General features: G+C 71.7%; 26 protein-coding genes and 1 tRNA gene. 13 read left to right on the top strand and 14 right to left on the bottom strand.

Features of this window, described 5'->3' with window-relative positions; all coding sequences use genetic code 11:
• Window positions 1-22 precede the first annotated feature (22 nt).
• The 3 genes from EXE44_RS00075 to EXE44_RS00085 form a co-directional block, all read right to left on the bottom strand.
• Complete coding sequence (locus tag EXE44_RS00075; RefSeq protein WP_137715432.1) at window positions 23-823, bottom strand: metallophosphoesterase; 801 nt, start codon at window positions 821-823, stop codon at window positions 23-25.
• Window positions 820-1,551: a J domain-containing protein gene (locus EXE44_RS00080; protein ID WP_137715433.1), complete on the bottom strand. Its 732-nt coding sequence runs from the start codon at window positions 1,549-1,551 to the stop codon at window positions 820-822. Before EXE44_RS00080 ends, EXE44_RS00075 begins: the two co-directional genes overlap by 4 nt.
• A gap of 106 nt (window positions 1,552-1,657) precedes the next feature.
• Complete coding sequence (locus tag EXE44_RS00085; protein ID WP_053772327.1) at window positions 1,658-1,915, bottom strand: MTH865 family protein; 258 nt, start codon at window positions 1,913-1,915, stop codon at window positions 1,658-1,660.
• A gap of 139 nt (window positions 1,916-2,054) precedes the next feature.
• On the opposite strand from EXE44_RS00085, the gene EXE44_RS00090 reads away from it, so the two are divergent.
• Complete coding sequence (locus EXE44_RS00090; RefSeq protein ID WP_137715434.1) at window positions 2,055-3,113, top strand: M42 family metallopeptidase; 1,059 nt, start codon at window positions 2,055-2,057, stop codon at window positions 3,111-3,113.
• Window positions 3,114-3,140: 27 nt separating this feature from the next.
• Here the strand turns inward: EXE44_RS00090 and EXE44_RS00095 are convergent, their stop codons facing one another.
• On the bottom strand, window positions 3,141-4,442 hold the full coding sequence (locus EXE44_RS00095) for an MFS transporter (protein ID WP_137715435.1): 1,302 nt from the start codon (window positions 4,440-4,442) through the stop codon (window positions 3,141-3,143).
• A gap of 185 nt (window positions 4,443-4,627) precedes the next feature.
• On the opposite strand from EXE44_RS00095, the gene EXE44_RS00100 reads away from it, so the two are divergent.
• Both EXE44_RS00100 and EXE44_RS00105 read left to right on the top strand, forming a co-directional pair.
• Window positions 4,628-5,512 carry a substrate-binding domain-containing protein gene (locus tag EXE44_RS00100; RefSeq protein ID WP_137715436.1) on the top strand — a complete coding sequence of 295 codons (885 nt, stop codon included), beginning with the start codon at window positions 4,628-4,630 and terminating at the stop codon, window positions 5,510-5,512.
• Window positions 5,513-5,559: 47 nt separating this feature from the next.
• Entirely contained in the window at window positions 5,560-6,621 is a 1,062-nt protein-coding gene (locus EXE44_RS00105; protein ID WP_137715437.1) for a hypothetical protein, read from the top strand.
• A 22-nt stretch (window positions 6,622-6,643) separates the two neighbouring features.
• Here EXE44_RS00105 and purH read toward each other — a convergent pair whose 3' ends face one another.
• Entirely contained in the window at window positions 6,644-8,248 is a 1,605-nt protein-coding gene (gene purH, locus EXE44_RS00110; RefSeq protein ID WP_137715438.1) for a bifunctional phosphoribosylaminoimidazolecarboxamide formyltransferase/IMP cyclohydrolase, read from the bottom strand.
• 167 nt (window positions 8,249-8,415) lie between these two features.
• Here purH and purB point away from each other — a divergent pair, with 167 nt between their 5' ends.
• From purB to EXE44_RS00140, 6 genes are all read left to right on the top strand, one after another.
• Window positions 8,416-9,888 (top strand): adenylosuccinate lyase, encoded by a 1,473-nt coding sequence (gene purB, locus EXE44_RS00115; protein ID WP_137715439.1) that lies wholly within the window; start codon window positions 8,416-8,418, stop codon window positions 9,886-9,888.
• 43 nt (window positions 9,889-9,931) lie between these two features.
• Entirely contained in the window at window positions 9,932-10,267 is a 336-nt protein-coding gene (locus tag EXE44_RS00120; protein ID WP_137715440.1) for a zinc ribbon domain-containing protein, read from the top strand.
• Window positions 10,268-10,337: 70 nt separating this feature from the next.
• Window positions 10,338-11,180 (top strand): sensor domain-containing protein, encoded by an 843-nt coding sequence (locus tag EXE44_RS00125; RefSeq protein ID WP_137715441.1) that lies wholly within the window; start codon window positions 10,338-10,340, stop codon window positions 11,178-11,180.
• 42 nt (window positions 11,181-11,222) lie between these two features.
• The gene (locus EXE44_RS00130) at window positions 11,223-11,900 is read left to right on the top strand and encodes a hypothetical protein (RefSeq protein ID WP_137715442.1); all 678 of its coding nucleotides are present in this window, start codon (window positions 11,223-11,225) and stop codon (window positions 11,898-11,900) included.
• Window positions 11,901-12,578 carry a metal-dependent hydrolase gene (locus EXE44_RS00135; RefSeq protein ID WP_137715443.1) on the top strand — a complete coding sequence of 226 codons (678 nt, stop codon included), beginning with the start codon at window positions 11,901-11,903 and terminating at the stop codon, window positions 12,576-12,578. It abuts the gene before it with no gap.
• 85 nt (window positions 12,579-12,663) lie between these two features.
• The gene (locus EXE44_RS00140; RefSeq protein WP_137715444.1) at window positions 12,664-14,253 is read left to right on the top strand and encodes an NAD(P)/FAD-dependent oxidoreductase; all 1,590 of its coding nucleotides are present in this window, start codon (window positions 12,664-12,666) and stop codon (window positions 14,251-14,253) included.
• A 24-nt stretch (window positions 14,254-14,277) separates the two neighbouring features.
• Here EXE44_RS00140 and EXE44_RS00145 read toward each other — a convergent pair whose 3' ends face one another.
• The gene (locus tag EXE44_RS00145; RefSeq protein WP_137715445.1) at window positions 14,278-14,814 is read right to left on the bottom strand and encodes a PAS domain-containing protein; all 537 of its coding nucleotides are present in this window, start codon (window positions 14,812-14,814) and stop codon (window positions 14,278-14,280) included.
• A 166-nt stretch (window positions 14,815-14,980) separates the two neighbouring features.
• Here EXE44_RS00145 and EXE44_RS00150 point away from each other — a divergent pair, with 166 nt between their 5' ends.
• The gene (locus tag EXE44_RS00150; RefSeq protein ID WP_137715446.1) at window positions 14,981-16,492 is read left to right on the top strand and encodes an Ig-like domain repeat protein; all 1,512 of its coding nucleotides are present in this window, start codon (window positions 14,981-14,983) and stop codon (window positions 16,490-16,492) included.
• A 67-nt stretch (window positions 16,493-16,559) separates the two neighbouring features.
• Here EXE44_RS00150 and EXE44_RS00155 read toward each other — a convergent pair whose 3' ends face one another.
• The 3 genes from EXE44_RS00155 to nth all read right to left on the bottom strand — a co-directional run bounded on the left by EXE44_RS00155 (window position 16,560) and on the right by nth (window position 18,940).
• The gene (locus EXE44_RS00155) at window positions 16,560-17,699 is read right to left on the bottom strand and encodes a PAS domain-containing sensor histidine kinase (protein WP_137715447.1); all 1,140 of its coding nucleotides are present in this window, start codon (window positions 17,697-17,699) and stop codon (window positions 16,560-16,562) included.
• Window positions 17,700-17,804: 105 nt separating this feature from the next.
• A tRNA-Leu gene (locus tag EXE44_RS00160) sits at window positions 17,805-17,889 on the bottom strand.
• Window positions 17,890-18,241: 352 nt separating this feature from the next.
• Window positions 18,242-18,940, bottom strand: a complete 699-nt coding sequence (gene nth / locus EXE44_RS00165; RefSeq protein ID WP_137715448.1) for an endonuclease III — start codon at window positions 18,938-18,940, stop codon at window positions 18,242-18,244.
• Window positions 18,941-19,040: 100 nt separating this feature from the next.
• Between nth and EXE44_RS00170 the strand changes: the two genes are divergently transcribed.
• From EXE44_RS00170 to EXE44_RS00180, 3 genes are all read left to right on the top strand, one after another.
• Window positions 19,041-19,349 carry a transcription initiation factor IIB family protein gene (locus tag EXE44_RS00170; RefSeq protein WP_137715449.1) on the top strand — a complete coding sequence of 103 codons (309 nt, stop codon included), beginning with the start codon at window positions 19,041-19,043 and terminating at the stop codon, window positions 19,347-19,349.
• Window positions 19,350-19,493: 144 nt separating this feature from the next.
• Entirely contained in the window at window positions 19,494-19,910 is a 417-nt protein-coding gene (locus tag EXE44_RS00175) for a DUF2178 domain-containing protein (RefSeq protein ID WP_137715450.1), read from the top strand.
• Window positions 19,907-20,101, top strand: a complete 195-nt coding sequence (locus EXE44_RS00180) for a helix-turn-helix transcriptional regulator (RefSeq protein WP_137715451.1) — start codon at window positions 19,907-19,909, stop codon at window positions 20,099-20,101. Before EXE44_RS00175 ends, EXE44_RS00180 begins: the two co-directional genes overlap by 4 nt.
• Here EXE44_RS00180 and EXE44_RS00185 read toward each other — a convergent pair whose 3' ends face one another.
• From EXE44_RS00185 to lonB, 5 genes are all read right to left on the bottom strand, one after another.
• Window positions 20,102-20,740, bottom strand: a complete 639-nt coding sequence (locus tag EXE44_RS00185) for a fibrillarin-like rRNA/tRNA 2'-O-methyltransferase (protein WP_137715452.1) — start codon at window positions 20,738-20,740, stop codon at window positions 20,102-20,104.
• Entirely contained in the window at window positions 20,733-21,635 is a 903-nt protein-coding gene (locus EXE44_RS00190; RefSeq protein ID WP_137715453.1) for an NOP5/NOP56 family protein, read from the bottom strand. Before EXE44_RS00190 ends, EXE44_RS00185 begins: the two co-directional genes overlap by 8 nt.
• 73 nt (window positions 21,636-21,708) lie before the next feature.
• Window positions 21,709-21,951 (bottom strand): hypothetical protein, encoded by a 243-nt coding sequence (locus tag EXE44_RS00195; RefSeq protein WP_137715454.1) that lies wholly within the window; start codon window positions 21,949-21,951, stop codon window positions 21,709-21,711.
• Between the two features lie 57 nt (window positions 21,952-22,008).
• A complete protein-coding gene (locus EXE44_RS00200) occupies window positions 22,009-22,791 on the bottom strand; it encodes a CBS domain-containing protein (protein ID WP_121561979.1) in 783 nt (260 codons plus the stop codon).
• A 149-nt stretch (window positions 22,792-22,940) separates the two neighbouring features.
• Window positions 22,941-25,217 carry an ATP-dependent protease LonB gene (lonB, locus tag EXE44_RS00205; protein ID WP_137715455.1) on the bottom strand — a complete coding sequence of 759 codons (2,277 nt, stop codon included), beginning with the start codon at window positions 25,215-25,217 and terminating at the stop codon, window positions 22,941-22,943.
• Window positions 25,218-25,306 lie beyond the last annotated feature (89 nt).

The raw sequence follows: 25,306 nt of genomic DNA on the forward strand, positions 1-25,306 counted from the left end.
ACCCACGAACGGACAAAAGCGTTCACAACAACCGGTCGAACTCGCCCAGCGGCGGGAACCGAAGCGCGCTCGCCGCGCCGTCGGCGTCGCCGGCGTCGGGGTCGTACACGACCGGCGCGAGCGCGGCCGCGTCGGTGACGAGCGGGGAGTCGAGCCCGGTCCGGACCGCGTCGTTGACTGGGACGCCCGCCGCGAGACGGGTGAACGCGGGCAACACGAGGAGGTCGGCGCCGCGGTAGGTCCCGGCCCCGCTGAGGAAACAGGGGCGCCGGTCGCCCTCGATCTCGATCGTCGGGTGGACGTGGCCGATCACGTAGCGGTCGGCGGGCGTCGACGCGCGGTCGGCCGCGGGCGCCTCGTGGCCGTGGCGGACGACGGTCCGCTGCGGGTCGGCGGGGTCGCCGTCGGAGCCGTCGCCCCCGGTCAGGACCAGTTCCTCGCTGACCGGTCCGTCCCACGCGTCGGCGAGCGCGGCGTCGTGGTTGCCGGCGACGAGTTCGAGGGTCGCGCCGCTCGCCTCGCAGCGGTCGCGGAGCGCGTTCAGGGTCCCGCGGGCCCTGTCGGTCACCCGGTCGAAGGTGTGGACCGCGTCGCCCGCGACGACGACCGTTCCGGGGTCGAACCGGTCGAGCAACGCGTCGAGGCGGTCGACGAGGTCCCTGCGCTCGCCGAGGGGGAGCGAGACGGCCGAGGCCTCCCCGCGGCCGACGTGGAGGTCGGCGACGACGAGCGCGTCGTGGGCGCGGAGGTAGACCGCTCGCTCCGCGAACGCGGCGTCGGCGAACGCGGTCGGGCCCGCGGCGCCGGGGCGTCGGTCGGTCACCGGCCGTACCCGGTCGAGGGCTCGCGGCGCGCGCCGCCGCGGTCCGCCGGCCCGCCGTCGGCGTGGTTGCGGGCGGTCGCGTACGCCTCGCGGACGCGGCGGAACGACTCCTCGTCGCCGCCCTGATCGGGATGGGTCTCCTTGACGCGCTCGCGGTAGGCGCCCTTCACCGCGTCGAGGTCGGCGTCGCGGTCGAGGCCCAGCTCGTCGAAGGCGTCGCCGACGGGGTCGGGCCGGCCGGCGGCCCCGGTCGCGGCCCCGAACCGGTCGCCGCCGAAGCGCCCGGCGCGCCCCGCGCTCGACCCGGCGGACTCGCCGGTCGCCCAGTCGGGCTCGTCGACGTCGAACGGGAGCCGGCGACCGAGCCCGCGGCCCGGCATCTCGTGCTCGCAGAGGACGGTGTAGACGCCCTCGCCCTCCAGCCGGAAGTAGTCGTGCGCGTCGAAGGTGATGGCGACGCCGCGCTTGGGGAGGTAGAAGGGGACCGTCACCTCGTCGATCGCGTGGTCCTCGGCGAAGCGCTCGCCCGCCGCCTCCAGGTACGTCCGGATCTCGCGGCGGCGGCGCTCGTCGCCCGCGGCGCCGCGGCGCCCCGTCGACGCGGCCGGGGCCGGCGCGAACCGGTCCCCGAGGTAGAACGCGAGCGCGACGAGCGCGGTGGCGACGACCCCGAGGCCGCCCCCCCAGAGGACCCACCGCGGCACCAGCGTCGTGAGATCGGCGAACACACCCGCCGTAGCGGCTCCGCGGTAATCAACCTCCCGCCGGGGCGGCGGCTACGGGGCGGGAGCGGTGCGCGCGGTGCGGTGAGAAGAGCGGTTCCGTGAGGCCGACTCAGATCATGCCCTTCGACTCGAGCCCGTCGAGGATGTCGTCGACGAGCTCCTCGGCGGTGTCGTAGGGGAACTCCTGTTCGCTGCCGAGCTTCGCGGCCATCTCCATCGCGGTGAAGCTCACGTCGCCGGCCTCGAACTTCGTCGCCGGGCCGTCCGGCAGCGCCGGGACGAGGTCCATCTGGTTCTGGACGGGGAAGTCGGCGCCGCCGAAGGCCTCTAAGAACTGTTCGCGGAGTTCCGCTTTCACGTCGCTCATACTCATCCCATCCCGCGAGCGCCCGCAAAAGGGTTGCGGAACAACGATAAACATATTTACGGTTGAATACCCGTCGCCGAAGGGCGACGGTCGTGCCGGATCCTGCGGACCTTTGTCGCTGGCGCGGCCACGTGCCGACATGCCACGCGAGTTCGACTTCGAGTTCGACCTGCTCCGAGAGCTGACCGAGGCCCGCGGCGTGCCCGGCTACGAGGACGACGTGCGCGAGATCGTCCGCCGCGAGTTCGCCGAGAGCGTCGACCGCGTCCGGACGGACGCGATGGGCAACGTCGTCGGCACGGTCGAGGGCGACTCGGACTACTCGGTCGCCGTCGCCGCCCACATGGACGAGATCGGGTTCATGGTCCGTCACGTCACCGACGAGGGGTTCGTCCAAGTCGACCCGCTCGGCGGGTTCGACGCCCGGGTGCTGCGCGCGCAGCGCGTCACCGTCCACGGCGACGAGGACCTGACGGGCGTCATCGGCTCGGTCCCGCCGCACACGCTCACCGAGGAGCAGCGCGAGAAGGACGACGAGGTGAAAGACGTCTTCATCGACCTCGGCCGCGACGCCGAGGCGGTGGAGGAGGCGGTGAGCGTCGGCGACCTCGTCACCCTCGACCAGACCACGACGCGGATGGGCGACCGGGTCACCGGGAAGGCGCTCGACGACCGGATCTGCGTGTTCGCGATGCTGGAGGCCGCCCGGCGGATCGAGGACCCGGACGTGACGATTCACTTCGCGGCGACGGTCCAGGAGGAGGTCGGCCTTCGGGGCGCGCGGGCGCTCGGCGTCGACATCGACCCGGACCTCGCGGTCGCCCTAGACGTGACCGTCGCCAACGACGTGCCGCAGGTCGGCGACCCCGCGGACGCCGTCACCGAACTCGGCGAGGGGACGGCGGTGAAGCTGAAGGACTCCTCGGTGATCACCAGCCCGAAGGTCCACGCCCGGCTCACCGAGGTGGCCGAAGGCGAGGGGATCGACCACCAGCACGAGGTGCTACCCGCGGGCGGCACCGACACCGCGGGGTTCCAGAACACGGCGGGCGCGAAGCCCGTCGGTGCCGTCTCGATCCCGACGCGGTACCTCCACACCGTCACGGAGACCGCGGACGGCGGCGACGTCGAGGCGACGATCGACCTGCTGACGGCCTTCTTGGAGTCCGAGACCGGCGAGCACGATTACACCCTGTAAGCCCGCTGGGCGCCGCGCCGGCGCGGGTCAGTCGTCGCTCGGGACGGCCGGTCCCGGATCGCGCGTCGCGCGGTGGGCCCCCCGCGCCTGCCACGCGAAGCCGACCGTCGCGAACGCAATGAACCCGGCCGCGAGCAGGAACCCGGTCTCCGTGCTCGTCCCGTCCATCGTGACGCCGACCAGCACCGGCCCGACGACCTGGCCGACCTTCCACGAGACGGACCGGAGGCTCATCGCGCTGGCGACGGAGTCGTACGCCTCGCCCTCGCTGACGAACAGCGACATGCTCGCCGGGAGGCGTATCGAGTCGGCGACCCCGAGGAGCGAGTAGGCGCCGAACAGCGCGAAGAAGGCCCCGCCGAGCGTCTGCGAGTCGCCGAGGTACGAGACGGTGACGGGCGAGAGGGTCCCCTCGAAGTACGCCGCGAGCGGGATGGTCGCGGTGCCGACGCCGTACAGGAGCGCGCCGACGGCGACGAACAGGTACGTGCGCTCGTAGCGGTCGGTGAGGTCGCCGACGAACCCCTGCGTGAGCGCCTTCGTCAGCTTCCCGCCCGCCATGATCCAGCCGATGGCGAACGCCGAGATGCCGAACGTCGTCCGCGCGTAGATGGGGAGGAAGATGATCACCGCCATCTTCCCGACGCTGAACGTGAACCGGAAGAAGACCAAGGCGCGCAGCAATGGGAGCCCGAGCAGCGACCGGAACGTCTCGATCCCTCCCGCGTCCTCCGGGTCCTTCCGCCCGCCGGGGTTGTCGCGGAGGAACGCGAACACCAAGGCGAACGCGGCGAGCGTGACGAGCGTCAAGACGAGATACGTCTCGGAGAACCCGTAGGCGTACAGGAGGTAGCCGCCGACGAGGTCGCCCGCGAGCGACGAGAAGGAGGCGAACTGGTTGTACGAGCCCAGCCACCGCCCCTGCTCGTCGTCCGGGCTGATCTCGCCGATCACGGTCGCGCCCGTGATCCAGAGGACGCTCGCGCCGAGGCCCTGGACCATCCGCACGAGGATGATGTGGACGGAGCTGTCGACCAGCGCGAAGCCGACGAAGACGGCGACGTTGATCAGGAAGCCGCCGAGCAGCCACCGCTTCGCGTTCCCGGTGTCGACCTTCCGCCCCAGCGGCAGGACGATGACCAGCTGGACGATCGCGAACGCGGTCCCGAACAGCCCCTCGATGAACCCGGTGGTCCCGAAGAGGTCGGCGTACAGCGCCAGGGCGATGAGGATCGTCGAGTACGCCTGGCTACGGGCGAACGCGGTCCCGGCGAGCGCCGCGAACTCGCGGTCCCCGAGCAGCCGTACCGAGTTGCCGAACTTCGCCACGGTCGTCTCTGTTCCGAGCCAAGGGGATCCCGAGAAAAAAGCGCCGTCGATCCGGCGGTCCGCGTGGGGTTGTCGGTTCGACGGGACGACGGGGGTCGACCGCACCGGGGCGGACCGCGTTCCCGAACGGAAACAACGACCGGTTACTTCTTACGGAAGTGTAGGCAATTCCGATCACGTCACACATGCGTCGTCGACAGTACCTGCGGGCGCTCGGCCTCGGCGGTGCCGCCTCGCTGGCCGGTTGTACGACCCGGGCCCAGACGCCCTCCGGCGACCGCGGCACGGTGACGCTCGCGACCGCCACGACGGCGTACGACAGCGGGCTGCTCCCCGTCCTGAACCGGGGGTACGCCGACCGGTTCGGGGCGCGGGTGGAGTCGGTGGTTCGGGGGACGGGCGCCTCGCTCCGGACCGCCCGGGACGGCGACTGCGACGCCGTGCTCGTCCACGCCCGCCCGCTGGAAGACGAGTTCCTCCGGGAGGGACACGGCGTCAACCGGCGGCGGGTGATGGTTAACGACTTCCTGGTCGTCGGGCCGCCCGACGACCCCGCGGGCGTCGCAGGAGGCGATCCGGTGGCGGCGCTTGAAGCCGTCGCCGACGCGGGAGCGACGTTCCTCTCGCGCGGCGACCACTCGGGGACGCACATCCGCGAACGACGGATCTGGGACGAGGCGGGCGTCGACCCCGGCGGCGAGTGGTACCTCGAGACCGGCCAGGGGATGGGCGACACGCTGATCGCCGCCCGGCAGTCGGGCGCGTACACGCTCGTCGACCGCGGCACCTTCCTCGCCGTGGGCGGCGACGGCGCCCTCGCGCGGCACGTCGACCGCGGCATCGACGACCCGCCGCCGCTCCTCCGGAACGAGTACGCCGTCATCCCGGTCAACCCCGCGCGACACGACGCGGCGTACGCGCTCGCCATGTCCTACGTCGGCTACCTCACCGGCCCCGGACAGTCGCGGATCGAGGAGTTCCGGGTCGACGGGGAGCGGGCGTTCCGGCCGCTCGCCCGCTCGGCCGACCCCGCGTTCGACCAGTACGTCCCGAGCGACTGGGACGGGTAGCGTGGAGCCAGAGGATTGAGGTGCCACGGCGGAGTATCCGAGCGCGCATGCCTCCCCGCTCGCGTCGCTCCCTCCTCGCGGCGGTTACGACCGGACTCGCCGGCGGTATCGCCGGCTGTAACGCCCGGATAGGCGGATCGTCGGCGTCGCCCCCTCCGACCCGACTCACCGACATCGACCCGCTCTACGTCGCTGACGGCGTGCCGCTGCCGGACGGCGCGGACCTACTTACCGTCGAGGACCCGACGGGCGGCCGGCTCGCACTGTTTCCGGCGAGGAACCCGGATCTGGACGAGGCGCTTGCCGCGCTGCGGGGCGCCACGCCGGTCGCGGTCGTCGGTCGCAACGCGCAGGCAACGCTCGCGGACATCTGCGCCGGCGACGGTCGCGCCTACGGCCTCGCTGGTGAGAGTTGGGATCCGACGACGCCCGTCGCCGCCGTAGTCCCGTACGGTGAGGTCCTCGCCACGCATGTCTTCGAAGGCGTCGGCGTGCCGGGCGGTCTCCCGGACGCGCTCGACCGCATCTTGAACCCGCCCCACGCAGCCTGCGAGGTAGATCCGGAGCTGCCGGGGTACCCGAACGGGTTCGACGACCGAGGGCGGGCGCTCGGCACCGCGTACGTCCACGGCCGCAACGAGGCGGGACGCTTCACCCGCCGGGACGACCTTCGGATCGCCCCCGGCCCGGACCGCACGCGGGTGGTGCTCTCGATGCGGGGAACAATTCAGGACCGAGGGGATGTCGACAGCAGTGGTGACCGCTACGACGCCGACCGAATTCGGCTGGTCGCGTCGTTCGACGACCCGCTCCACGCGACCGCGCCGCCGACGGGCGAGACCGACGGACTGACGGTTCGACGCGAGGAGGACGGGAGCGACGACGCGGTCGACCACAGGTTCGAGTCCACCAGCGACCGCACGCGCCGTGGCTTCACCGCCTGCCAGCGCTCGCTTTTGACTCCGACCGGGACGCCCGATCCGTTCTCGTACGTCGCCAACGCTCGGTTCAGGTGGCGCGACGCGCGGCTCCTCCGCGAGGACGACCACTGGCATCACCACACGCCGGGGCAGGCCGTTTGGTACCCCGACGGCGGTCCACAGAGTTGAGGCGGCGCAGCGTCGGCGAAGCCTAGTCGTGCCGGAAGCAGCGCGACCCGGTGAACGCCATCGCCATGTCGCGCTCGTCGGCCGCGGCGATCACGTCCTCGTCGTTGACGGAGCCGCCGGGCTGGATGACGGCCTCGATGCCGGCGTCGGCCGCCTCCTCGATCGCGTCCGGGAACGGGAAGAAGGCGTCCGAGGCCATCACGGCCCCCTCGGCGGACTTGCCCTCCGCGTCCTTCTCCGCTTTCATCGCCGCGAGCGTCACGGCGTCGACGCGGGACACCTGCCCCATGCCGACGCCGACCGTCTCCGTGCCCGTGGCGAAGAGGATGCCGTTCGACTTCACGTGTTTCAGCGTCTTCCACGCGAACAGCATCGTCTCGACCTGCTCGTCGGTCGGCTCGCGCTCGGTGACGACCTCCAGGTCGTCGGCGGTCGGCGACTGGCGGTCGCGCTCCTGGACGAGGCGCCCGCCGACGATGGGCTTCTCCGTGAACCGCTCGGAGAAGCGCTCGTCGCCCTCGCCGAGCGGGCCCACGTCGAGCACCCGGAGGTTCTTCTTCTCGCGGAGCACGTCGAGCGCGCTGTCGGTGTAGCCGGGCGCGACGACGACCTCCTTGAACGAGTCGGCGACGGCGGTCGCGGTGTCGGCGTCGCACTCGCGGTTCAGCGCGACGATGCCGCCGAACGCCGACTTCGCGTCGGTGCGGAGCGCGCGGTCGTACGCGTCGGCGAGGTCCGACCCGACCGCGCAGCCGGCGGGGTTCGTGTGCTTGATCACGGCGGCCGCGGGCTCGTCGAACTCCTTGACGAGGTCGAGCGCGGCGTCGGCGTCGTTGTAGTTGTTGTACCCCATCCCCTTCGCGCCGGGGTTCAGCTGGTCGGCCTCGACGACGCTCGCCTCCTCGCAGCCGTCGTCGACGTACAAGGCGGCGTCCTGGTGCGGGTTCTCGCCGTAGCGCAGCGAGGCGGACCGCTCCTCGGAGACGAACCGCCGCTCCGGGAAGTCGCCCCCCACGTCGCCGTCGACCGCGACGCCGACCGGCTCGCCGTCGGCGTCCCGCTCGACGGTCACGCGGTCCTCGGCGAACCAGCGGACCGCCCGCGGGTACGCCGTGAACTCGGCCTCGCGGAGGACGCGCGCCTTCAGCGAGTCGGCGTCGTCGTCCTCGTACACCGGGATCGGCTCCTGGGTGACGACCGGGCCGGCGTCGACCTCCTCGGTGACGACGTGGACCGTACAGCCGGTCGTCCGGACGCCGGCGTCGAGGACCTGCTCGTGGGCGTCCGCGCCGGGGAACGACGGGAGCAGCGACGGGTGGACGTTCAGCGTCGTCGGGACGGCGTCGAGGAACTCGTCGGTGAGCACACGCATGTAGCCGTCCAGGCAGACGAGGTCGACGTCGTAGTCCGAGAGCCGCTCGACGATCCGGCGCTCGTGCGACTCGCGCGACTCCCCCTCCTCGCGCTCGACGACCTCGGTCGGGATCCGGCGCTCGGTCGCGGCGCCCAACACGGGCGCCTGCTCGCGGTTCGTCAGGACGACCGACAGCTCCGCCCCGCCCGGCGCGGCGTCGGCGATGTGTCTGAGGTTCCGTCCCCGGTTGCTCGCGAGTCCCGCGATCTTCATACGCGAACGTCCGACCGATCGGGTATATCGATTGCGGTCCGCGCCGCGCGAGTGTACACGATCGGGGATCGGAAGGTGGATTTGGAGGGATTCGAGACCGGTTCGGATCCACGTCCGTGCGTCACCCTATCGACACGCTTTTGCTGGCTCCGGGGGCAGTCGCGGACATGACCGACGATGCCATCTCGGGGCTGTCACGGTCGGACCCGCTCGCGGCCGTCTCGCCGCTCGACGGCCGCTACGCCGGCCGGACGGCGCCGCTGTCTCCGTACGCGAGCGAGGCCGCGCTGATGCGCGCCCGGACCCGCGTCGAGGTCGAGTACCTGCTCGCGCTGGGCGCGCTCTCGGCGACGCCGATCGGCTTCGACGAGGCGACCGAAGCCGCGCTCCGCGATCTGTACGAGGGGTTCTCGGCCGAGGACGCGCGCCTGATCAAGGCCCTAGAGACCGAGGGCGCGGAGGGGTACGACGCGACCAACCACGACGTGAAGGCGGTCGAGTACTTCCTCCGCGTCCGGCTGGCCGAGGTCGCGGAGGCCCCCGACGCCCCCCTCGACGACGCCGAGCCGCTGTACCCGTGGATCCACTTCGGGCTCACCAGCGAGGACGTGAACAACCTCGCGCACCGGCTCCTCGTCAAGGCCGCGGTGAGCGAGGTGATCGTCCCCGCCGTCCGCGAGGTTCGCGACGCCCTCGCCGAGCTGGCCCGCGAGCACCGCGACACGCCGATGCTGGCGCGCACCCACGGCCAGCCCGCGACGCCGACCACCTTCGGCAAGGAGATGGCGGTGTACGCCGCGCGGCTGGGCCGCGCGCTCGGGCGGGTCGTCGTCGCGAACGCGGACCTCTCGGGGAAGCTCGCGGGCGCCTCCGGCACCTTCGCCGCCCACGACGCCGCCTACCCCGACGTCGACTGGCGGGCGTTCTCCGCGTCGTTCGTGCGCGGCCTCGACTTGGAGCACACCGCGCTCGCGACGCAGGTGAACCCCTGCGACGACCTCGCGGCGCTGTTCGACGCGCTCCGCGGCGTCAACAACGTCCTCCTCGATTTAGACCTCGACGCCTGGCTGTACGTCTCCGACCGCTACCTTGGGCAGGAGGCCGTCGAGGGCGAGACGGGCTCGTCGACGATGCCGCACAAGGTGAACCCGATCGACTTCGAGAACAGCGAGGGGAACCTCTCGAAGGCGAACTCGGACCTCACATTCCTCGCCGACTACGTGACCGCCTCCCGGCTCCAGCGCGACCTCTCCGACTCCACCGTCAAGCGCAACGTCGGCGCCGCGCTCGCGCACTGCCTGATCGGCTACTCGAAGGCCGCCGACGGGCTCGACAAGGTCGTCCCGAACGAGGCCGTCATGCGCGAGGAGCTGGACGCGACCCCCGAGGTGATCGGCGAGGCGGTCCAGACGATCCTCCGCCGCGAGGGCGACACCGAGGCCTACGAGCGCGTGAAGGCGCTCTCGCGCGGCCGGTCGGTGACGCTCGACGACTTCCGCGACCTGTTCGACGACCTCGACGTCGACGAGTCGGTCCGCGCGGAGCTGAACGCGCTCACGCCCGCCGGCTACACGGGCGTCGCCGACGCGCTCGCGGACGAACTCGGCGACGGGGACGACGCGGACGACGGGTCCGCCTAGGACGGCACAAGACGTTTACTCCTCGGCCGAGCAGGGGGGACCGATGCCCTCCGAAACCGACGACACGAAGTACTCCGTCTTCGGCGGCGACGAATCGACGGACGAGAGCGAGCGCGGCGACGGCGGGTCGCCCGCCGGCCGCGGCGAGGCGGCGACCGACGAGCGACCGCAGTCCCTCGGCGGCGGCGAGGACGGCTGCCCGAAGTGCGGCGGCACCGAGACGGAGACCGACGAGATAGCCACGAGCGGGACGGGACTGACCAAGATGTTCGACGTCCAGAACCGGCGGTTCGTGGTCGTCTCCTGCGCCGAGTGCGGCTACTCAGAGCTGTACAAGGGCCAGTCGTCCGGCAACGCGATCGACTTCTTCCTCGGCTGAGCCGGCTCCCCGCGGCGGGCCGACCGCCGTCGAGCGATCGATTTTTGTCGGACGGCGAACCAGTCGGGATATGGTCTCCCTCCGACCGCTGGCAGCCCTCCCGGTCGTCGGCGTCGCCGCCGACGGCCGCACGTATCGCCGCCTGCTGTACCTGCTGATCGCGGTCCCGCTGTGGTTCGTCTACACCGGGTTCGTCACCTTCGCGCTCGCGTTCGGGATCGTCTTCTCGGTCGTCCTCGTCGGGGTCGGCGTCCTGATCGCGGCCGTCGTCGCCTCGCGGATCGCCGCCGGGCTCGAACGGTGGCTGGCGAACCGCCTGCTCGGCACCGACCTGGTCGCGGCGGACGACCTCCCCGCCGCCGCGGACGGCGGGTCGTCCGGCGCGGTCGCGACCGTTCGGGCGTACCTGTCGGCGCCGTCGACCTGGCGGGGGCTCGGGTTCGTCTCGCTGAAGTTCTGGGTCACGGTGCTGGCGTTCGCGCCGCTCGCCGTCCTCTCGCGGTCGCTCGCGCTCGTCGCCGCTCCGGCCCGGTACCCCTACGCGCCGCAGTTCGGCGAGGTGAACGGCGAGCCGGCGGTGTGGGCGATCGACACGGCGCCGGAGGCCGCCCTCGCGGCGGGCGTCGGGGTCGTCGGCCTGCTCGTCGGCCTCCACCTGACGAACCTGATCGCTGGCGGCGCCCGGCTGATGGCCGTCGCGCTGCTCGGGGAGAGCGACGAGTCGGACGACGGGGACGACGCCGACCGCGTCACGGTCGCGCGCGACGGCGTCGACGGCGACCAGGCCCCCGACGGCGACTCGGACGCCGACCGCGAGGCGGAGTCGGACGCGTCCGCCCGCGCCGGCGCCGACGGCTTCGAGTTCGACGCCGACCCGGCGGACCCCGACGCGGACCCGGACGACCGCGACTGACCCGCCCGGAGCGCTTATTCGCCTCCGAGCGTCAGGACGGGTATGGCTCCGACGCTCGTGAGCGCGGCCGTTGGGGCGCTGCTCGCGGCCGCGCTGCTGGGCGGCGCGTTCGACCGGCGGGCGGTCGCGGTCGTCGTCGCGGCCGCGGTCGTCCCCTCCCTCGACGCTGCCGCGAGCCTCGTCGTCCCGGGCGCGACGAACGCCCTCCTCCACGCCGTCTGGGCGCCCCTGCTCGTCGGCGCGGCGGTCTACTGGGACACGTCGCTGCGCCCGGCCTCGGCGCTCCGCGACCGGTTCGGTCGCCGCGGCGTGTGGGTCGCGTGGGTCGCGCTCGCGTCGTTCGTCGTCGCCGGGATCGGGTCCGCGCTGTTCGCCGGCGAGGGGGCGGCGCTCCTGTACCCGCTGGAGGACGCGCGCTACGTCGTCCGCGGGCGGCTCGTGCTCTCGACGCAGGAGGGGGTCGTCCAGACGTTCCTCGCGTCCGGCGGCGACGGGTCCGGCGTCCTGCCGCTCCGGACCGCCGGCGGCGCGGTCGCGGACCCCGTCGCCTCGTGGGTCAACCCCGACGGGCGCCCCGGCCTCGACCCGGCCGCCGACCGCGAGTTCCGGTTCATTGACGGCGGGTGGCAGCTGGTCGTCGTCGCCGCGGCGGCCGCGACGCTCGCGGTCCGCTTCCGGCGCGGTGACGAGGCGACGGGCTGCCCGGAGGTGCCCCGCTGAATGCCCTCGACGGTCGTCCACGCCGGGTTCGCGCTGCTGCTCGCGGCCGGGCTGCTCGGCGCGTACTACGACCGGCGGGCGCTCGCGGTCCTGCTGGTCGTCCTCGTCCTCCCGGAGGCGGACAGCTTCCTCGGGGTGGTCATGGAGGGCGCGCACCGCACCGTCGGCCACAACTTCGTCCTCCCCGGCGTCGCCGCGCTGGCGCTGTACTACGACACGCGCGTCCGGGAGCGGTCGCTGGTCCGCGAGCGGCTCTCGGCGCGGTGGGTCGCCGTCGCGTGGGTCGCCCTCTTCGTCCACGCCTTCGCCCACGTCGCGATCGACTGGACCCACCTCGACGGAGTCAACGCCTTCTGGCCGCTCCGCGACCGCTTCTTCCGGCTGGACGGCGAGGTCCTCTACTCGACGGCCGACGGGCTCGTCCAGACGTTCGTGGACGTTCGGATCGACCCGGAGACGGGGAGCCGGACCGTCGACGCGGGCGCGGGCGGCACCAGCGAGTCGGTCCACGTCGACAACCCGGTCCAGCCGCGCGACCCCGACCTCGACGTCGCGGAGCCGGTCGACCGCCGGTTCCCCATCGCGAACAGCGGGTGGCGGCTCTACCTGATCGGGCTGGGCCTGTTCGCGCTCGGCGCCCGGCGGCTCCAGGGCGACGGCGTCGGAGACGACGCCTGACGGACGTGCGCGATCCGACCGACGGCGACGCTCCTAACATGGTATGACCGCAGGGTAAACGTGGTCGGCCGCCTATCACGACGTAATGTCACCCCAACCGGACGCGGGGCGGTCGGACGCGGGCGAGCCGCTCGCCGGCGAGTCCATCGCGGTCGTCGGCGCCGGCTTCGGCGGCCTCTCTGCGGCCAGCCACCTCGCCGACGCGGGTGCGGACGTGACGCTCTTCGAGCGGAACGACCACCCCGGCGGGTACGCCGGGCGGATCGAGCGCGACGGGTTCCGGATCGACACCGGCCCCTCGTGGTACCTCATGCCGGAGGTGTTCGACCGCTTCTTCGAGCACTTCGGACGCTCGACCGACGACTACTACGACCTGATCGAACTCGACCCACTGTACGAGGTGATCTGGAAGGACGGCGACCGCGCGTCGATGCCCGCCGACCGCGAGGGGCAGAAGGCGCTGTTCGAGTCCTACGAGTCGGGCGCGGGGGAGGTCTTGGACGACTACCTCGCGGACGCGGCGGAGGCGTACGAGCTGGGCATGGACCGGTTCGTCTACCCGAGCCGCTCGCGGCTGCGCGACATGGTCGACGCCGACGTGCTCCGGTCCGGCCGCGCGCTCCCGAAGCTCCGGGAGATGGACGACTACGTCGGCGACTACTTCGACAGCGAGAAGCTCCGACAGATCGCGGAGTACAAGCTCGTCTTCCTCGGCGGGTCGCCGTACAACACCCCCGCGATCTACACGCTGATGAGCCACGTCGACATGAACCTCGGCGTCTACCACCCGATCGGGGGGATCGCGAGCGTCGTGGACGCGATGGCCGACCTCGCCGCGGAGCTCGGCGTGTCGATCCGGACGAGCGAGCCGGTGACCGCGATCGAGCCGTCGGTCCCGGCGTCGGTCCCGAAGTTCACCGTGGAGTCGGCGCCCCGCGAATCGGGCGCGTCGCCCCGCTCGGCCCGCTTCGACCGCGTCGTGGCGAACGCCGCCCCGCCCCACGTCGAGCGCGAGCTCCTCCCCGCCGGGACCGTCGACCGCGAGTCGTACTGGGAGTCGCGGACGTACGCGCCCTCGGCGTACCTCTCGTACATCGGCGTGGAGGGCGAGGTGGACCTCGACCACCACACCCTCGTGTTCCCGACCGACTGGCGGCCGCACTTCGACGCCATCTTCGACGAGCCGGGGTGGCCGGACGACCCGGCGTACTACGTCCACGTCCCCTCGAAGACGGACCCGGAGGCGGCGCCCGAGGGCCACGAGGCCGTCTTCCTGCTCGTGCCGCTGGCCGCCGGGCTGGAGGACGACCCGGAGACCCGCGAGCGGTTCCGCGACCTGGTGTTCGACGACCTCGCCGAGCACGCCGGCGTCGACTTCCGCGACCGGATCGTCTTCGAGGAGACGGCCTGCGTCTCCGACTTCCGGCGGCGGTTCAACGCGCCCCGCGGCACCGCGCTGGCGCTGTCGCACACGCTCGACCAGACCGGCCCGCTCCGGCCGGCGCACCGCGCGCCCGGCGTCGACGGCCTCTACTACGTCGGCGCGTACACGAACCCCGGCATTGGGATGCCGATGTGCCTGCTCAGCGGCGAACACGTCGCCGAGGCGGTCGTCGAGGACGCGACCGGGAGCGGCGCGTTCCCGTCGGTCGTCCCCACGTCGACGCTGCGGTGAGCGGCGTGCGCGGCGGTCGCTCGCTCACTCGACGCCCGCGTCCGACCCCTCGATCGGCCGCGGCTCCTGCGCCGCGACCCAGTGCGTGACCGTGCCCGCGTCGCCGAACAGCGGCCGCAGCGTGACGCGGTTCGCGAACGGGGTACCGTCCCGGCGGCGGTTGCGGAGGTCGACGGTGACCGCCGACCACGTCGACAGCGCCTCGCGGAAGTCCGCGCGGGCGTCCGCGTCGGCGTCGGGGGCCTGAAACAGTCGGGGGTTCCGGCCGCGGAGGTCGTCGAGCGGGTACCCGGTCCGCTCGCGGAACCAGCGGTTGACGTAGACGATCGGGGTGTCGCGGTACGCCGGACCGGTGAGCGTGAGTCCGATCGGCGCGTCGTCGAGCGCCCGGAGTCGGTCAACGAAGCGCGCCTCGCGCTCCGTCCGGTCGTCGGGGTGCTCGACCGGCGTCGGAGTCCTCCCGAGCGCGAGGTCGTACTCGTCGAGAAGCCCCCAGAGCGCGGGCCGGAACGAGCCGCGGTCGGCGTCGACCGCCGCGAGCACGTCGCGTCGGAGCGTCACGGATCCGGTTCGCGACCGATCGACAAGGCGGTGTCGCTCGGCGACCAGCGCGCCGCGCGCGGAGTCAGTATCGGAGCGCGCCGGGACGGGACGAGCCCGCCCGACCGGACGTGGTCGTCGCCTGAAACGAAGGTTATGTGCCTCCGGTCCCGAGGTCGCAATAACGATGCGTCACGCCAGCGCCGCCCTCGTCGCCGCGCTCCTCGTCGTGCTCGCCGGCTGCGGCGGCCTCGGCGGGCAGTCACTGACCGACGCCTCGCCGACCATCGAGTCCGTCGACGCGCCCGCGTCGCTCGGCCACGACGAGCGCGCGACGGTCCGGGCCACCGCGCGGTGGGCCGCCCTGGCCGACGGCGGCGGCGCGGCGGGCTCGGACGCGCCGAACGCGAGCCTCGATCCGGTCCGGGTGACGGTCCGGATCGGCGACGCGACGCTGCTCGCGGAGAACCGGTCCGTCCCCGCGAACGGCACGATGACGGTGACGACCGCGGTCGACGCCGCGGCGCTCGACCCCGGCGAGCACGAGCTCACCGTGACCGTCGGGGAGGCGAACGCGACGCGGTCCATCGTCGTCGAGGAGGCGCGGGCGGCGACGTTCGCGGTCTCGGGGATCGAGGCCCCGGAGCGCGTCGCGTACGGCGAGGACCTCTCGGTCACGGCGACCGTGACCAACCGCGGCGACCTGGCGGGCGCACAGACGGTCTCGTTCCGGTACGGGACCGCCGCGAGCGCGAACCGGACGGTGAGCCTCGACGGGGGCGCCGAGACGCGAGTGACCGTCACGTTCGCGGACGTGCGGCTCGACGGCGGCGACCACCCGCTCGTCGTGGCGACCGCGAACCGGACGCGCGAGCGGGCCGTCTCGGTGATCCACCCGAGCCCCTACGGGAAGACGACGCTCGGGCTCTACGTCGACGACGAGGCGGTCGACCGGAACGTCTCGGGCGTCGTCGCGGCCGCGACAGGGTACTGGGAGCGGAACGACGAGCGCTACCTGGGCTACCCGGTCGCGTACGAGCGCGTCGACGACGCCGACGCCGCGGACGTGGTCCTCCGCTTCGAGCGCGTCGAGCGGTGCGGCGTCGAGGACGACGACGCGCGGTACTTCGGCTGCGCGGACCTGCTCGTCGACGAACCGCGGACCCCGATGACCGCGACCGTCGACCCCCGGATCTCCGACGCGGAGATGAACTCGACGATCATCCACGAGCTCGGGCACGTTCAGGGGCTCGAACACGGCGACGAGCCCGTCGGGCTGATGAACGCGACGAGCACGCTCGCCACCAACAGCCCGGTGAAGGTCCACCTGCGCGGGGACGACGGCGCGGTCACGGGGCCCGTCGAAGACGAGGTGGCCGCGGCGCTCGACCACTTCGCGGCCCGCGACGACGTTATCGGCAACGACGGGTTTGCGTGGGAGTTCGTCGACAGCGCGCGCGAGGCGCACGTCCAGATCACCTACGACGAGCGCGGCGAGGTCTGCTTCGCCGACGGCGGCGGGTCCTGTACGGTCGACGGCGAGTACTACGGGCAACAGGACGTGCGCTTAGAGGAGCTCGACGAGGAAGTCGTCGCGTGGCACGTCGGCGCGTCGCTGGCGCCGGTGCTGCTGGACGAGGTCCCGCCGGAGCTCACCGGCGAGGCGGACAGACGCGAGCGCGAGGCGTGGCCGGAATAAGCCTCCGAGCGGCGAGCTACTCCCGATCGCGCGCTTCGAGAGCCGCGGTGAAGTAGGCGTCCCGACCCTACGACGCGCTCTCGACGCCGGTGATCTCGAACCTCGCTCCGCCGTCGGGGCCGTCGGTCACCCCCACGTCCCACCCGTGCGCGTCGGCGATCTGCGCGACGATGCTCAGCCCGAAGCCGGTGCCGTCGGCGTTCGACGAGAAGCCGACATCGAAGACGGCGTCCCTGTCGTCCGCGGGGATGCCCGCCCCGTCGTCTTCGAGGTAGAACCCGCCGTCGAGGCCGCCGACAGCGATGGCAACGTCGCCGCCGCCGTGTTCGACCGCGTTCCGGAGCAGGTTCTCCAGCAGCGTGCCCACCCGGCTGCGGTCGCCCCGGATCGTCGGGAGGTCGCCGACGAGCGAGACGGCGGCGCCGTCGACCTGCGCCTCGCAGTCGCGGACGACGGCCGCCAGCGGGACGTCGTCCAGATCGCCGATCTCCCTGCCCGCGCGGGCGAGGGCGAGCAGATCGTCGATCAGTTCGAGGCTCCGATCGATCGACCGGGCGGCGGGCGCCAAGTGGGATAGGTCTCCGTCCTCTCGGGCGAGCGCGATACGACCCTGCGCGACGCCCAAGGGGTTGCGGAGGTCGTGCGAGACGATGCTCGCGAACTCGTCGAGCTTGTCGCGCTCCCGCTGTAACTCGCGTTCGCGCTCTTTGAGGTCGGTAATGTCGGTCCCGGTCATGTACACGCGCTCGTAGGTCTCGGCGTACGCTTCGGGGACGTACAGTTGGAGGATCTGGTGCCGGCGCTTCCCGTCGAACGTGTTAGCGACCGTCTCGCCCCGAAACCGCGTCTTCCCGGCGGCGATGCCGGCCCAGAGTTCGACGGTGAGATCCCACGCCTCCTCGTCGAGGACCTGATCGACGTTGTCGAGGAGGTGCTCCTTCGAACGCGCCCCGTAGTACTCCACCGCGTTCCGGTTCACGTCGACCGTTTCGACCTCGTCGAAGAGCGCCGCCACTTCCGAGGGGTGCGAGTCGAGAAACGCCGCGACCTCCGTCGGGTCGACCTCCAGCGAATCCAAGTACAACTTCGCCGCCGAGAAGTCGTGCTCCCAGATGACGATCGGGTTGTTCTCGAACAGCATCCGATACCGATCGCCGGCAGCGCCGGTCTCCCGGTGGACATCGGCGTCGCCGGGGTCCCCTCCCATGGCTACTCAACGCCCCTGTTAGTATATAACTACTAACACGGATTCGGATACCGAGGGAATTCGAACCTGCGCCAAAAATGCCTCTCACGTTCGTTCGAGGCAGTATGCGCGGGACCGGATTTGAACCGGCGGACCCCTACGGGATAGCGTCCTAAGCGCTACGCCTTTGGCCTGGCTCGGCAACCCGCGCGCAAACCAGCGTACGCGAAACCGAGTCAAGAACCTGACGGACCGACAGCGGCGATATGATTTATAAATAGCGTGCGCGGCGCGTGCCTGCGAGCGGCCGGAGCGAAGCGGAGGCCGCGAGGAGCACGCGCGAGGTCGCCGGCGCTACGCGTCGGCTGCCAGAGGGACCGGAGGTCCCTCGCTGGAGTCAGTCGCCGGAGCGAAGCGACGGCGACTGACGAGGTTGGGGAGGCGTGTGGCCGCTGTGCGGGGCGGGACTCAAAGGGGCGGCCGGGGCTTTGGGACGTGGTCGCCACCCAGCGACCAGCAGAATTCACTCCGAACCGGTCACGAATCGCTCCCTACTCAACGTATCAGCAGTACTCGCAGTCGCAGTACGCCTCGCAGACCGGGTTGTCGCAGTCCGCGCTCCGCGCGGAACAGTGCTCCCGACCGTGTCGGATCAGGAGGACGTGAAGCGGGTAGATCAGCTCGTCGGGCACCTGCGCGTCCAGCTCCTCGTGGGCGCGCTCGTTCGAGGCCGACTCCGGCACCAGCCCGAACCGCTTCGAGACGCGCTCGACGTGGGTGTCGACCGCCATCGTCGGCTTCCCGAAGTGGAAGTTCAACACGACGCTGGCGGTCTTCGGCCCGACGCCTTTGATCTCCGTCAGCCACGCCTTCGCGTCGTCGGTCGCCATCGCGTCGAGGAACGCAAGCGAGTACGCGCCGCCGGTCTCCTCGCGGATCGCGGTCAGCGCGCGCTGGATCCGCGCGGCCTTCTGGTCGGGGAGGCCGGCGACCCGGATCGTCTCGGCCAGTTCGTCGTGGTCGGCGGCCTCGATGGCCGCGAAGTCGTCGTACCGCTCGAACAGCGCCTCCGAGGCGCGCCGCGTGTTCTCGTCGGCGACGTTCTGCGAGAGGATCGTCGTCACCAGTTGCCTGACGCCCTCGCCCGGCTCCGCGGTCGGGTCCGCGCCGTGTTCGGCGACCCGGTCGACCGGCTCGTACAGCTCGACGAGGTCGTCGTGAAGCGCGCGGACCCGCGTCTCGTCCCACGTCTGCGTCGACATACGCGCGCTACGTGCGCGTGCGACTTGAGACCGGCGACCGCGGGGAACTCCGGACGCGCCGACGCGGGCGTTTATGTCCCTCCCGCGACTACCTCGCCGCGTGTACCGCGCGAGCGACCGAGTCGACAACGAGGCGTGGATCGAACTGCTCGATGAGGCGTGCCGCTCGCTCGACCTCGCCGACGAGACGCGCTCGACCGCGGTCGACCTGTTCCTCTCGCGCGCCCCCGACGACGACCGCGGGAAGCGCGTCGCGGCCGCCGCCAGCCTCTACGCCGCCGGACTGATCCGCGGCGAGGAGCGCTCGCAGTCGGCGGTCGCCGACGCGATGGACGTCTCGCGGCTCTCGGTCCAGAAGCGCTGGAAGCCGATCTTAGAGGACGCCGGCTTCTCGCCGCCGTCGTGGTAGCACGGCGGAGCGGCGGCGAACGACTGTCTCGACCCTCGTGAGCCACCGGTGACCTCGCCGGCGACAGTTTTATTATCTAACGTAAAGTGTCCTTTACTGTAAAGCGAGCTTTACACACGGTTCCCGCTCGCTTTACCCCCTACCATGAGCGAACACACCGCCTCCGCGACGACTCGGCCCTCCACACGGAAACGCTACAAGCGCATCGCCTACGGACTGCTCGGCGCCGGCATCGCCGCGCTGTTCGTGGCCATCGCCCTCGATAGGTTCGTCCTCGGCGTCGCCCTCTACTGGGCCGGCGGCCTCGGTATGGGGCTGGTCCAACGGTTCAGCCCCGTCGAACTGTACGACGAGCGCGACAGCACCATCGACCGAAAGGCGAGCCAGGCCACGCTGAACGTCTTCGCGTACGTCTTCGTCCTCGGGCTGCCGGGCGGCCTCGTGCTGGCCGAGACCGGCGCGGTCACGCTCCCCGGCTGGTTCCACGGCGCGACGTGGACGCTGTTCGCGATATACGTCGTGTACGGCGTCGCCGTCGGCTATCACAAGTACCGGTCATGAGGAACGACATCGCCGACAGACGCGCCGAGACCGGCGAGAGCCAGGCCGACCTCGCCGCCGCGGTCGGCGTCACCCGACAGACGATAAACGCCATCGAACGCGAGCGCTACGACCCCTCGCTGGAGCTGGCGTTCGCGCTCGCGGCCCACTTCGACTGCCGGATCGAGGACATCTTCGAACCGGCCGAGTGATCACTTCGGCGTCGCCACGACGCCGAGGTGGTCCTCGTGGAACCGGTCGAGCCGCCGCGTCTCCAGGACCTCGTACGCCTCCCGAAGGCGGTCGAGCGCGTCATCGAACACCGCGCCCGGCGCCGCGGTCACGTCCTCGCTGCGCGCCTTGATCGCGAGCAGCAGCCGCCCGTCGTCGGCGAGGAACCGCGCGTTGCGCACGGCCACGTCTGCCTGTCCGCGCGTGGCCACGTCCTGAACGATCGCGTCCACGTCGGCCTCGACCACGTGCGCGTACGTCTCCGGCTTCCGCGCGTCCTTGAGCAGCGGGAACAACCGGTCCCGCGGCTCGGCGGCGTCGAGCAGGTCGCGCGCCGGCCGCGGGGCGAACTCGACCGCGTACGTCGGTCCGGCGAAGTCGGCGACGTGGCTGACGGTCGTCCCGCTCGCGGCGCCGAGGTAGAGGACCGTCTCCCCGCCCGCGAGCCCGGTCTCAAGCCCGAGCTCCAGCATGCCGCCGAGCTTCGACCGCTCGGGGTTCCACGCGCGCCAGCCGCCCGCGGTCGGCTCGCCGTACACCGGCTCGCCGCGGGTCGCCAGCCGCTCCTCGCCGGCTATCTCGCGGCGCTCGACCCCGTCGGGAAGGGACGGCTCACTCATCGTCGGCCTCCCCCTCGCTCGCCGCTCCGTCGCCGTCGCCCTCGGCGCCCCCGTCTGCCCGGGTCCGGATGGTCGCCATCCGCTCGCGGAGGTCCTCGTGGAGCTGCGCCCGTCGCTCCCCGGCGTAGTGGTCGGCCCGCGCCGCGAGCGTCAGCTTCCCGGCGAGCGCGCGCGCCGCCGAGCCGCGGTCCGCCGGTCGCGTGCCGCGGACGAACTCGTGCGTGTAGATGATCCCGTGTTTCGGCGAGGGGGCCCGCCCCGAGAGGTGCGCGAACAGCGCGTCCTCGGCGCCGAGCACCTGAACCGTTCCCGAGGGCTTCTTCGCGAGCGACTCCAGGCCGCCCGCCAGCGCGATCAGTCGCGCGGCGAGCTCCGGCCCGGCCATCTCTGAGAGGTTCGGGGCGACCGCGGGCGCGATCCGACCGATGGTCGCCGCGAGCTCGGCTCGCTCGTCGTCCAAGTCGGCGGCGCGCGCCGCGAGCGACACCGCCCGCCGTTCGACCTCGCTCTCCGGCTCGCGGGCCGCGATCGCCCGGGCGCCCTCGACGCCGGACTCCACGTCGTCGAAGAGGCTCCCGGCCCACTCGACGGCGCGTTCGGCGAGCTCGTTGGCCACGCGCTCCGCGTCGTCCATCGCCCGGACCGCGTGGATCAGCTGCGCGTCGTCGGCGCGCTCCCGCTCGCGGACCGCCTCGCGGGTCGCCGCGACGCTCGCCTCGTGGAGTCGGTCGTAGTAGTCGTCGGGCGAGTCGGCGAACCCGGACTCGACGGCGAGGGCCGGCCAGTCTCGGGGCCGGTCGGCCTCGCCGTTCGCGAGCCGGTCGCGGGCGGCGTCGGCGGCGTCGCCCGCGTCGGATCGCGAGAACCACCCCGCGTCGGCGTCGGTGTCGGTCATTGGCCGTCGCTACTCGTTCCCGTCGTATAGGCGTTCCCGAACGCCGACGCGCGGCGGCGCAGCGGGGAGCGCCTCAGTCGGCGGTCTCCGCGCCGTCGGCATCGTTGAGCGCCTCGTCCTCGTCGGAGCGGAGCGCGTCGAGGAAGCCGCCCGGGTCCGAGCGCACGTCCGCTATCGTCGCGCCCGCGAGCGCGCCGAGGGCGCCGCCGCTGGACGCCGCCTGTCTGCTGATCAGTCCGCCGACCGCGGCGCCGGCGGCCGCGCCGACCGCGGCCAACGCCGCCCGAGCGAGTGCGCGTCGAATGCGTGATCCCATGCCCGGAACGTCTACGTCAACTTACAAAAGCCTACGGACGGGGTTCCGCGCGACGGCTCACTGGAGCCGCTTCGTCGTCTCCACGAGAGGGTGGCGCGCGTAGTCGACGACCTCGATGTCGCCGACGACGCGGAGCCCCTCCTTCTCGGCGGTCTTCGCCATCCCCAGGTCGATCGGGGTCCGCGGGACGATCACGTACGCGTCCATCGTCTCGATGCCTCCCTCGCGGGCGGCCATGGCCCGGTGATGGCCGTCGGCGAGGTAGAGCGTGCCGCCGTTGTCGATGACGACGAGCGGCTCCGCGAGCCCGTGTTCGAGCTCGTACTGCCGCCCTTCCAGCTCGTCTGCGTACACGCGCGCCTGCGTCGGCGTCAGGTCGGCGATGGCCACCTCGCGGCGCTCCTCGTCGAGCTCGACGCCGTGGATCTGCGAGAGGGTCCGCATCAGCTTCCCGACCTTGCCGGGCGTGGCGCGCTCGATCTGCGAGCGGACCACGTCGGTGTTCGAGATGATCCCGACGAGGTTGTCGGCGTCGTCGACGACGGGGAGCCGCTGGATCCCGGAGCGCAGGATCACCCGCGCGGCGTCGGTCACCTTCATGTCCGGATGCGCGACGATCAGGTCCTCCGTCATCACCGTGAACACGGGGGCGTCGTCGTCGGCGAGCAGCAGGTCTCCGGCCGAGACGAACCCCTCCACGGTGCGGCCCTGCGTGACCGGGAACCCGTTGTGGCCGTCGCTGTCGGCCATGCGACGCGCGACGGTCGCCACCGTTTCGTCCGGGCTCACCGTCTCGACCTCGCGGGTCATGTACTCCCCGACCGTCGGTTTCCCGCTCATCGTCCGCCGTAGACGCTCCCGGGATAAAAGAGGGCGGGGCGAGGGCCCGCCGAGATAGGGGCGGGGCGACAGCCGGCCGGAAGGAACGTCGGGGCCGGCGCTCGCCGTTCGTCAGTGCGAAAGCGGAGAACGCGGAAAGGGAGAGCGGCCTACTGCGGGCTCGGGTTCGACGGCCCGGAGACGTTGCCGTCCTTCAGTGCGGAGCCCGTGATCGACTTCAGCCGGGAGACGAGCGAGTCCTTCTCGGCCTCGCCCTCCAGCGCGATGTCGAGGACCTCGCTGATGTGCGAGACCGGGATGACCTCGATCATCTCCTCGTACTCGTCTTCGATCATCACGTCCTGCTCGTTGGCCGCGGGGATGATCACCCGGTCGCAGCCGGCCTTCGCGGCCGCCTCGATCTTGTGGGTGACCCCGCCGACGGGGAGCACGTCGCCGCGGACCGACAGCGAGCCGGTCATCGCGAGGCTCTGGTCGACGCCGACGTCCTCCAGCGCGGAGATGACCGCGGTCGCGACCGTGATGGACGCGGAGTCGCCGTCGACGCCCTGCTGGCCCGTCTGGATGAACTGGATGTGGATGTCCTTCTCCGAGATGTTCTCGTCGGAGAACTTCTTGATGATCGCCGAGACGTTCTGGACCGACTCCTCGGCCATCTCCTGGAGCTGGCCGGTGGCGATCACCTGCCCGCCGCTCTGGGTCGGGGTCACCTCGGCCATCACCGGGAGCATGATCCCGGAGTCCTCGCCCATCACGGCGAGGCCGTTGACGCGCCCGGTGACGTAGCCGTCGGAGACCTGGAGCTCGTAGTCCTTCCGGCGCTCGATGTAGTCGTCGGCGAGCTGCTGTTCGATGGACCGCGAGCGCCCCTTGGCCTGGAGCACGTGGTCGCGGGTCGTGTAGTCGGCGTCCTCGCCCCGGGCGATGTCGCCCGCGACGCGGACCATCCCGCCGAGGTTCCGCATCTTCAGCGTGAGGTGGCCCTTCCGGCCGGAGCGGCGCTTGGCCTCGAGGATGATCTCCTCGACGGCCTCCGCGGAGAACTCAGGCAGGCGGCCGTCCTTCGCGACCTCCTGGGCGATGAACCGCACGTACTTGCGGCGCATCTCCGGGGTGTCCTCGATGGTGTCCTCCATGTACACCTCGTAGCCGTACCCCTTGATACGGCTGCGCAGCGCCGGGTGCATGTTCTCCATCGCGTCGAGGTTCCCGGCCGCGATCATGACGAAGTCGGTCGGGACAGGCTCGGTCTGGACCATCGCGCCCGAGGAGCGCTCGGACTGGCCCGTGATCGAGAACTCGCCCTCCTGGATCGCCGTCATGAGGTGCTGCTGGCTGCGGATGTCCAGCGTGTTGATCTCGTCGATGAACAGCACGCCCTTGTTCGCCTTGTGGATGGCGCCCGCCTCGACGCGGTCGTGGCTGGGCGTCTCCATCCCGCCGGACTGGAACGGGTCGTGCCGCACGTCGCCGAGCAGCGCGCCGGCGTGTGCGCCGGTCGCGTCGCGGAACGGCGCGGTCTTCGTGTCGCCGTTGTTCACCAGCAGGTTCGGGATCATCGCGTCCGACCCGCGGTTGAGGTAGCGGAAGACGAGGTACACCACGCCGGCCGCGATGATGCCGACGAGGATCTGGCCGACGATGATGAGCGCGTAGCCCAGCACGACGGCGATGATGATCCACATCAGCAGCGAGCGCATCTGGTTGCGCTTGCGCGCCTCCTCGCGGTGCGCCTCGACGATCTGGTCGCCCTTGCCGGCCGGCACCGTGCGGACCTTCGGCTTGTTGCCGTCGTCGGGGTTGTGATACACCAAGACGTCCTGAAGCTCCTCTTTGGGGAGGAGCTCGGACATCGCCTTCGCGAGCATCGACTTCCCGGTCCCGGGCGAGCCGATCATCATCACGTGGCGGCGCTGCTTCGCCGCCTTGATGATCACGTCGCGGGCGTGCTCCTGCCCGATGACCTGGTCGACGAGCCGGTCGGGGATCTCGATCTCGGCCGTCGTGTCGATCTTGAGCCCGCCGAGGAGGTCGTCCTCGTCCGGGTTGTCCTCGATCTCGGCGCCCTCGACCTCGACGGTGCTGCCGAGCTCGTCGATGTCGCCGTCGTCGGCCGGCTCGGCGGCGTCGCCGTTCCGACCGCCGTCGGGACCTTCCCCGACGACGTCGGTCCCCTCGAACCCGTCGTCGTCGACGACGACCCCGTCGTCCCAGGGGTCCTCGTCGTCGGGGCCCGCGGCCGACTCCCCGTCGGAGTCCGCGGCCTCGTCGACGCCGGGCTCGTTCGCCGGGCCGTCGTCGGGCTCGGGGTCGCCGCGCGTGGCGTCCTCGCCGTTCCCCGCCGGACTCGAGTCGTCGACGCCGCCGCGAGGCGGTTCGTCGGGGTCGTCGGCCGTCGGGTCGTTCGTGTCCTTCTCGTTGCTCATAGAATCGGGTGTCGCTACCGAAAACGAAGGGTCGGCTACTGATATACTTTCTCCCCCCGGCGGTGCCGGTCCGGGGGCAGTAAACCCCG

Origin of the sequence: Halorubrum sp. SS7 (assembly GCF_005435055.1) — an archaeon.
In the GTDB taxonomy this organism is placed as follows: domain Archaea; phylum Halobacteriota; class Halobacteria; order Halobacteriales; family Haloferacaceae; genus Halorubrum; species Halorubrum salinarum.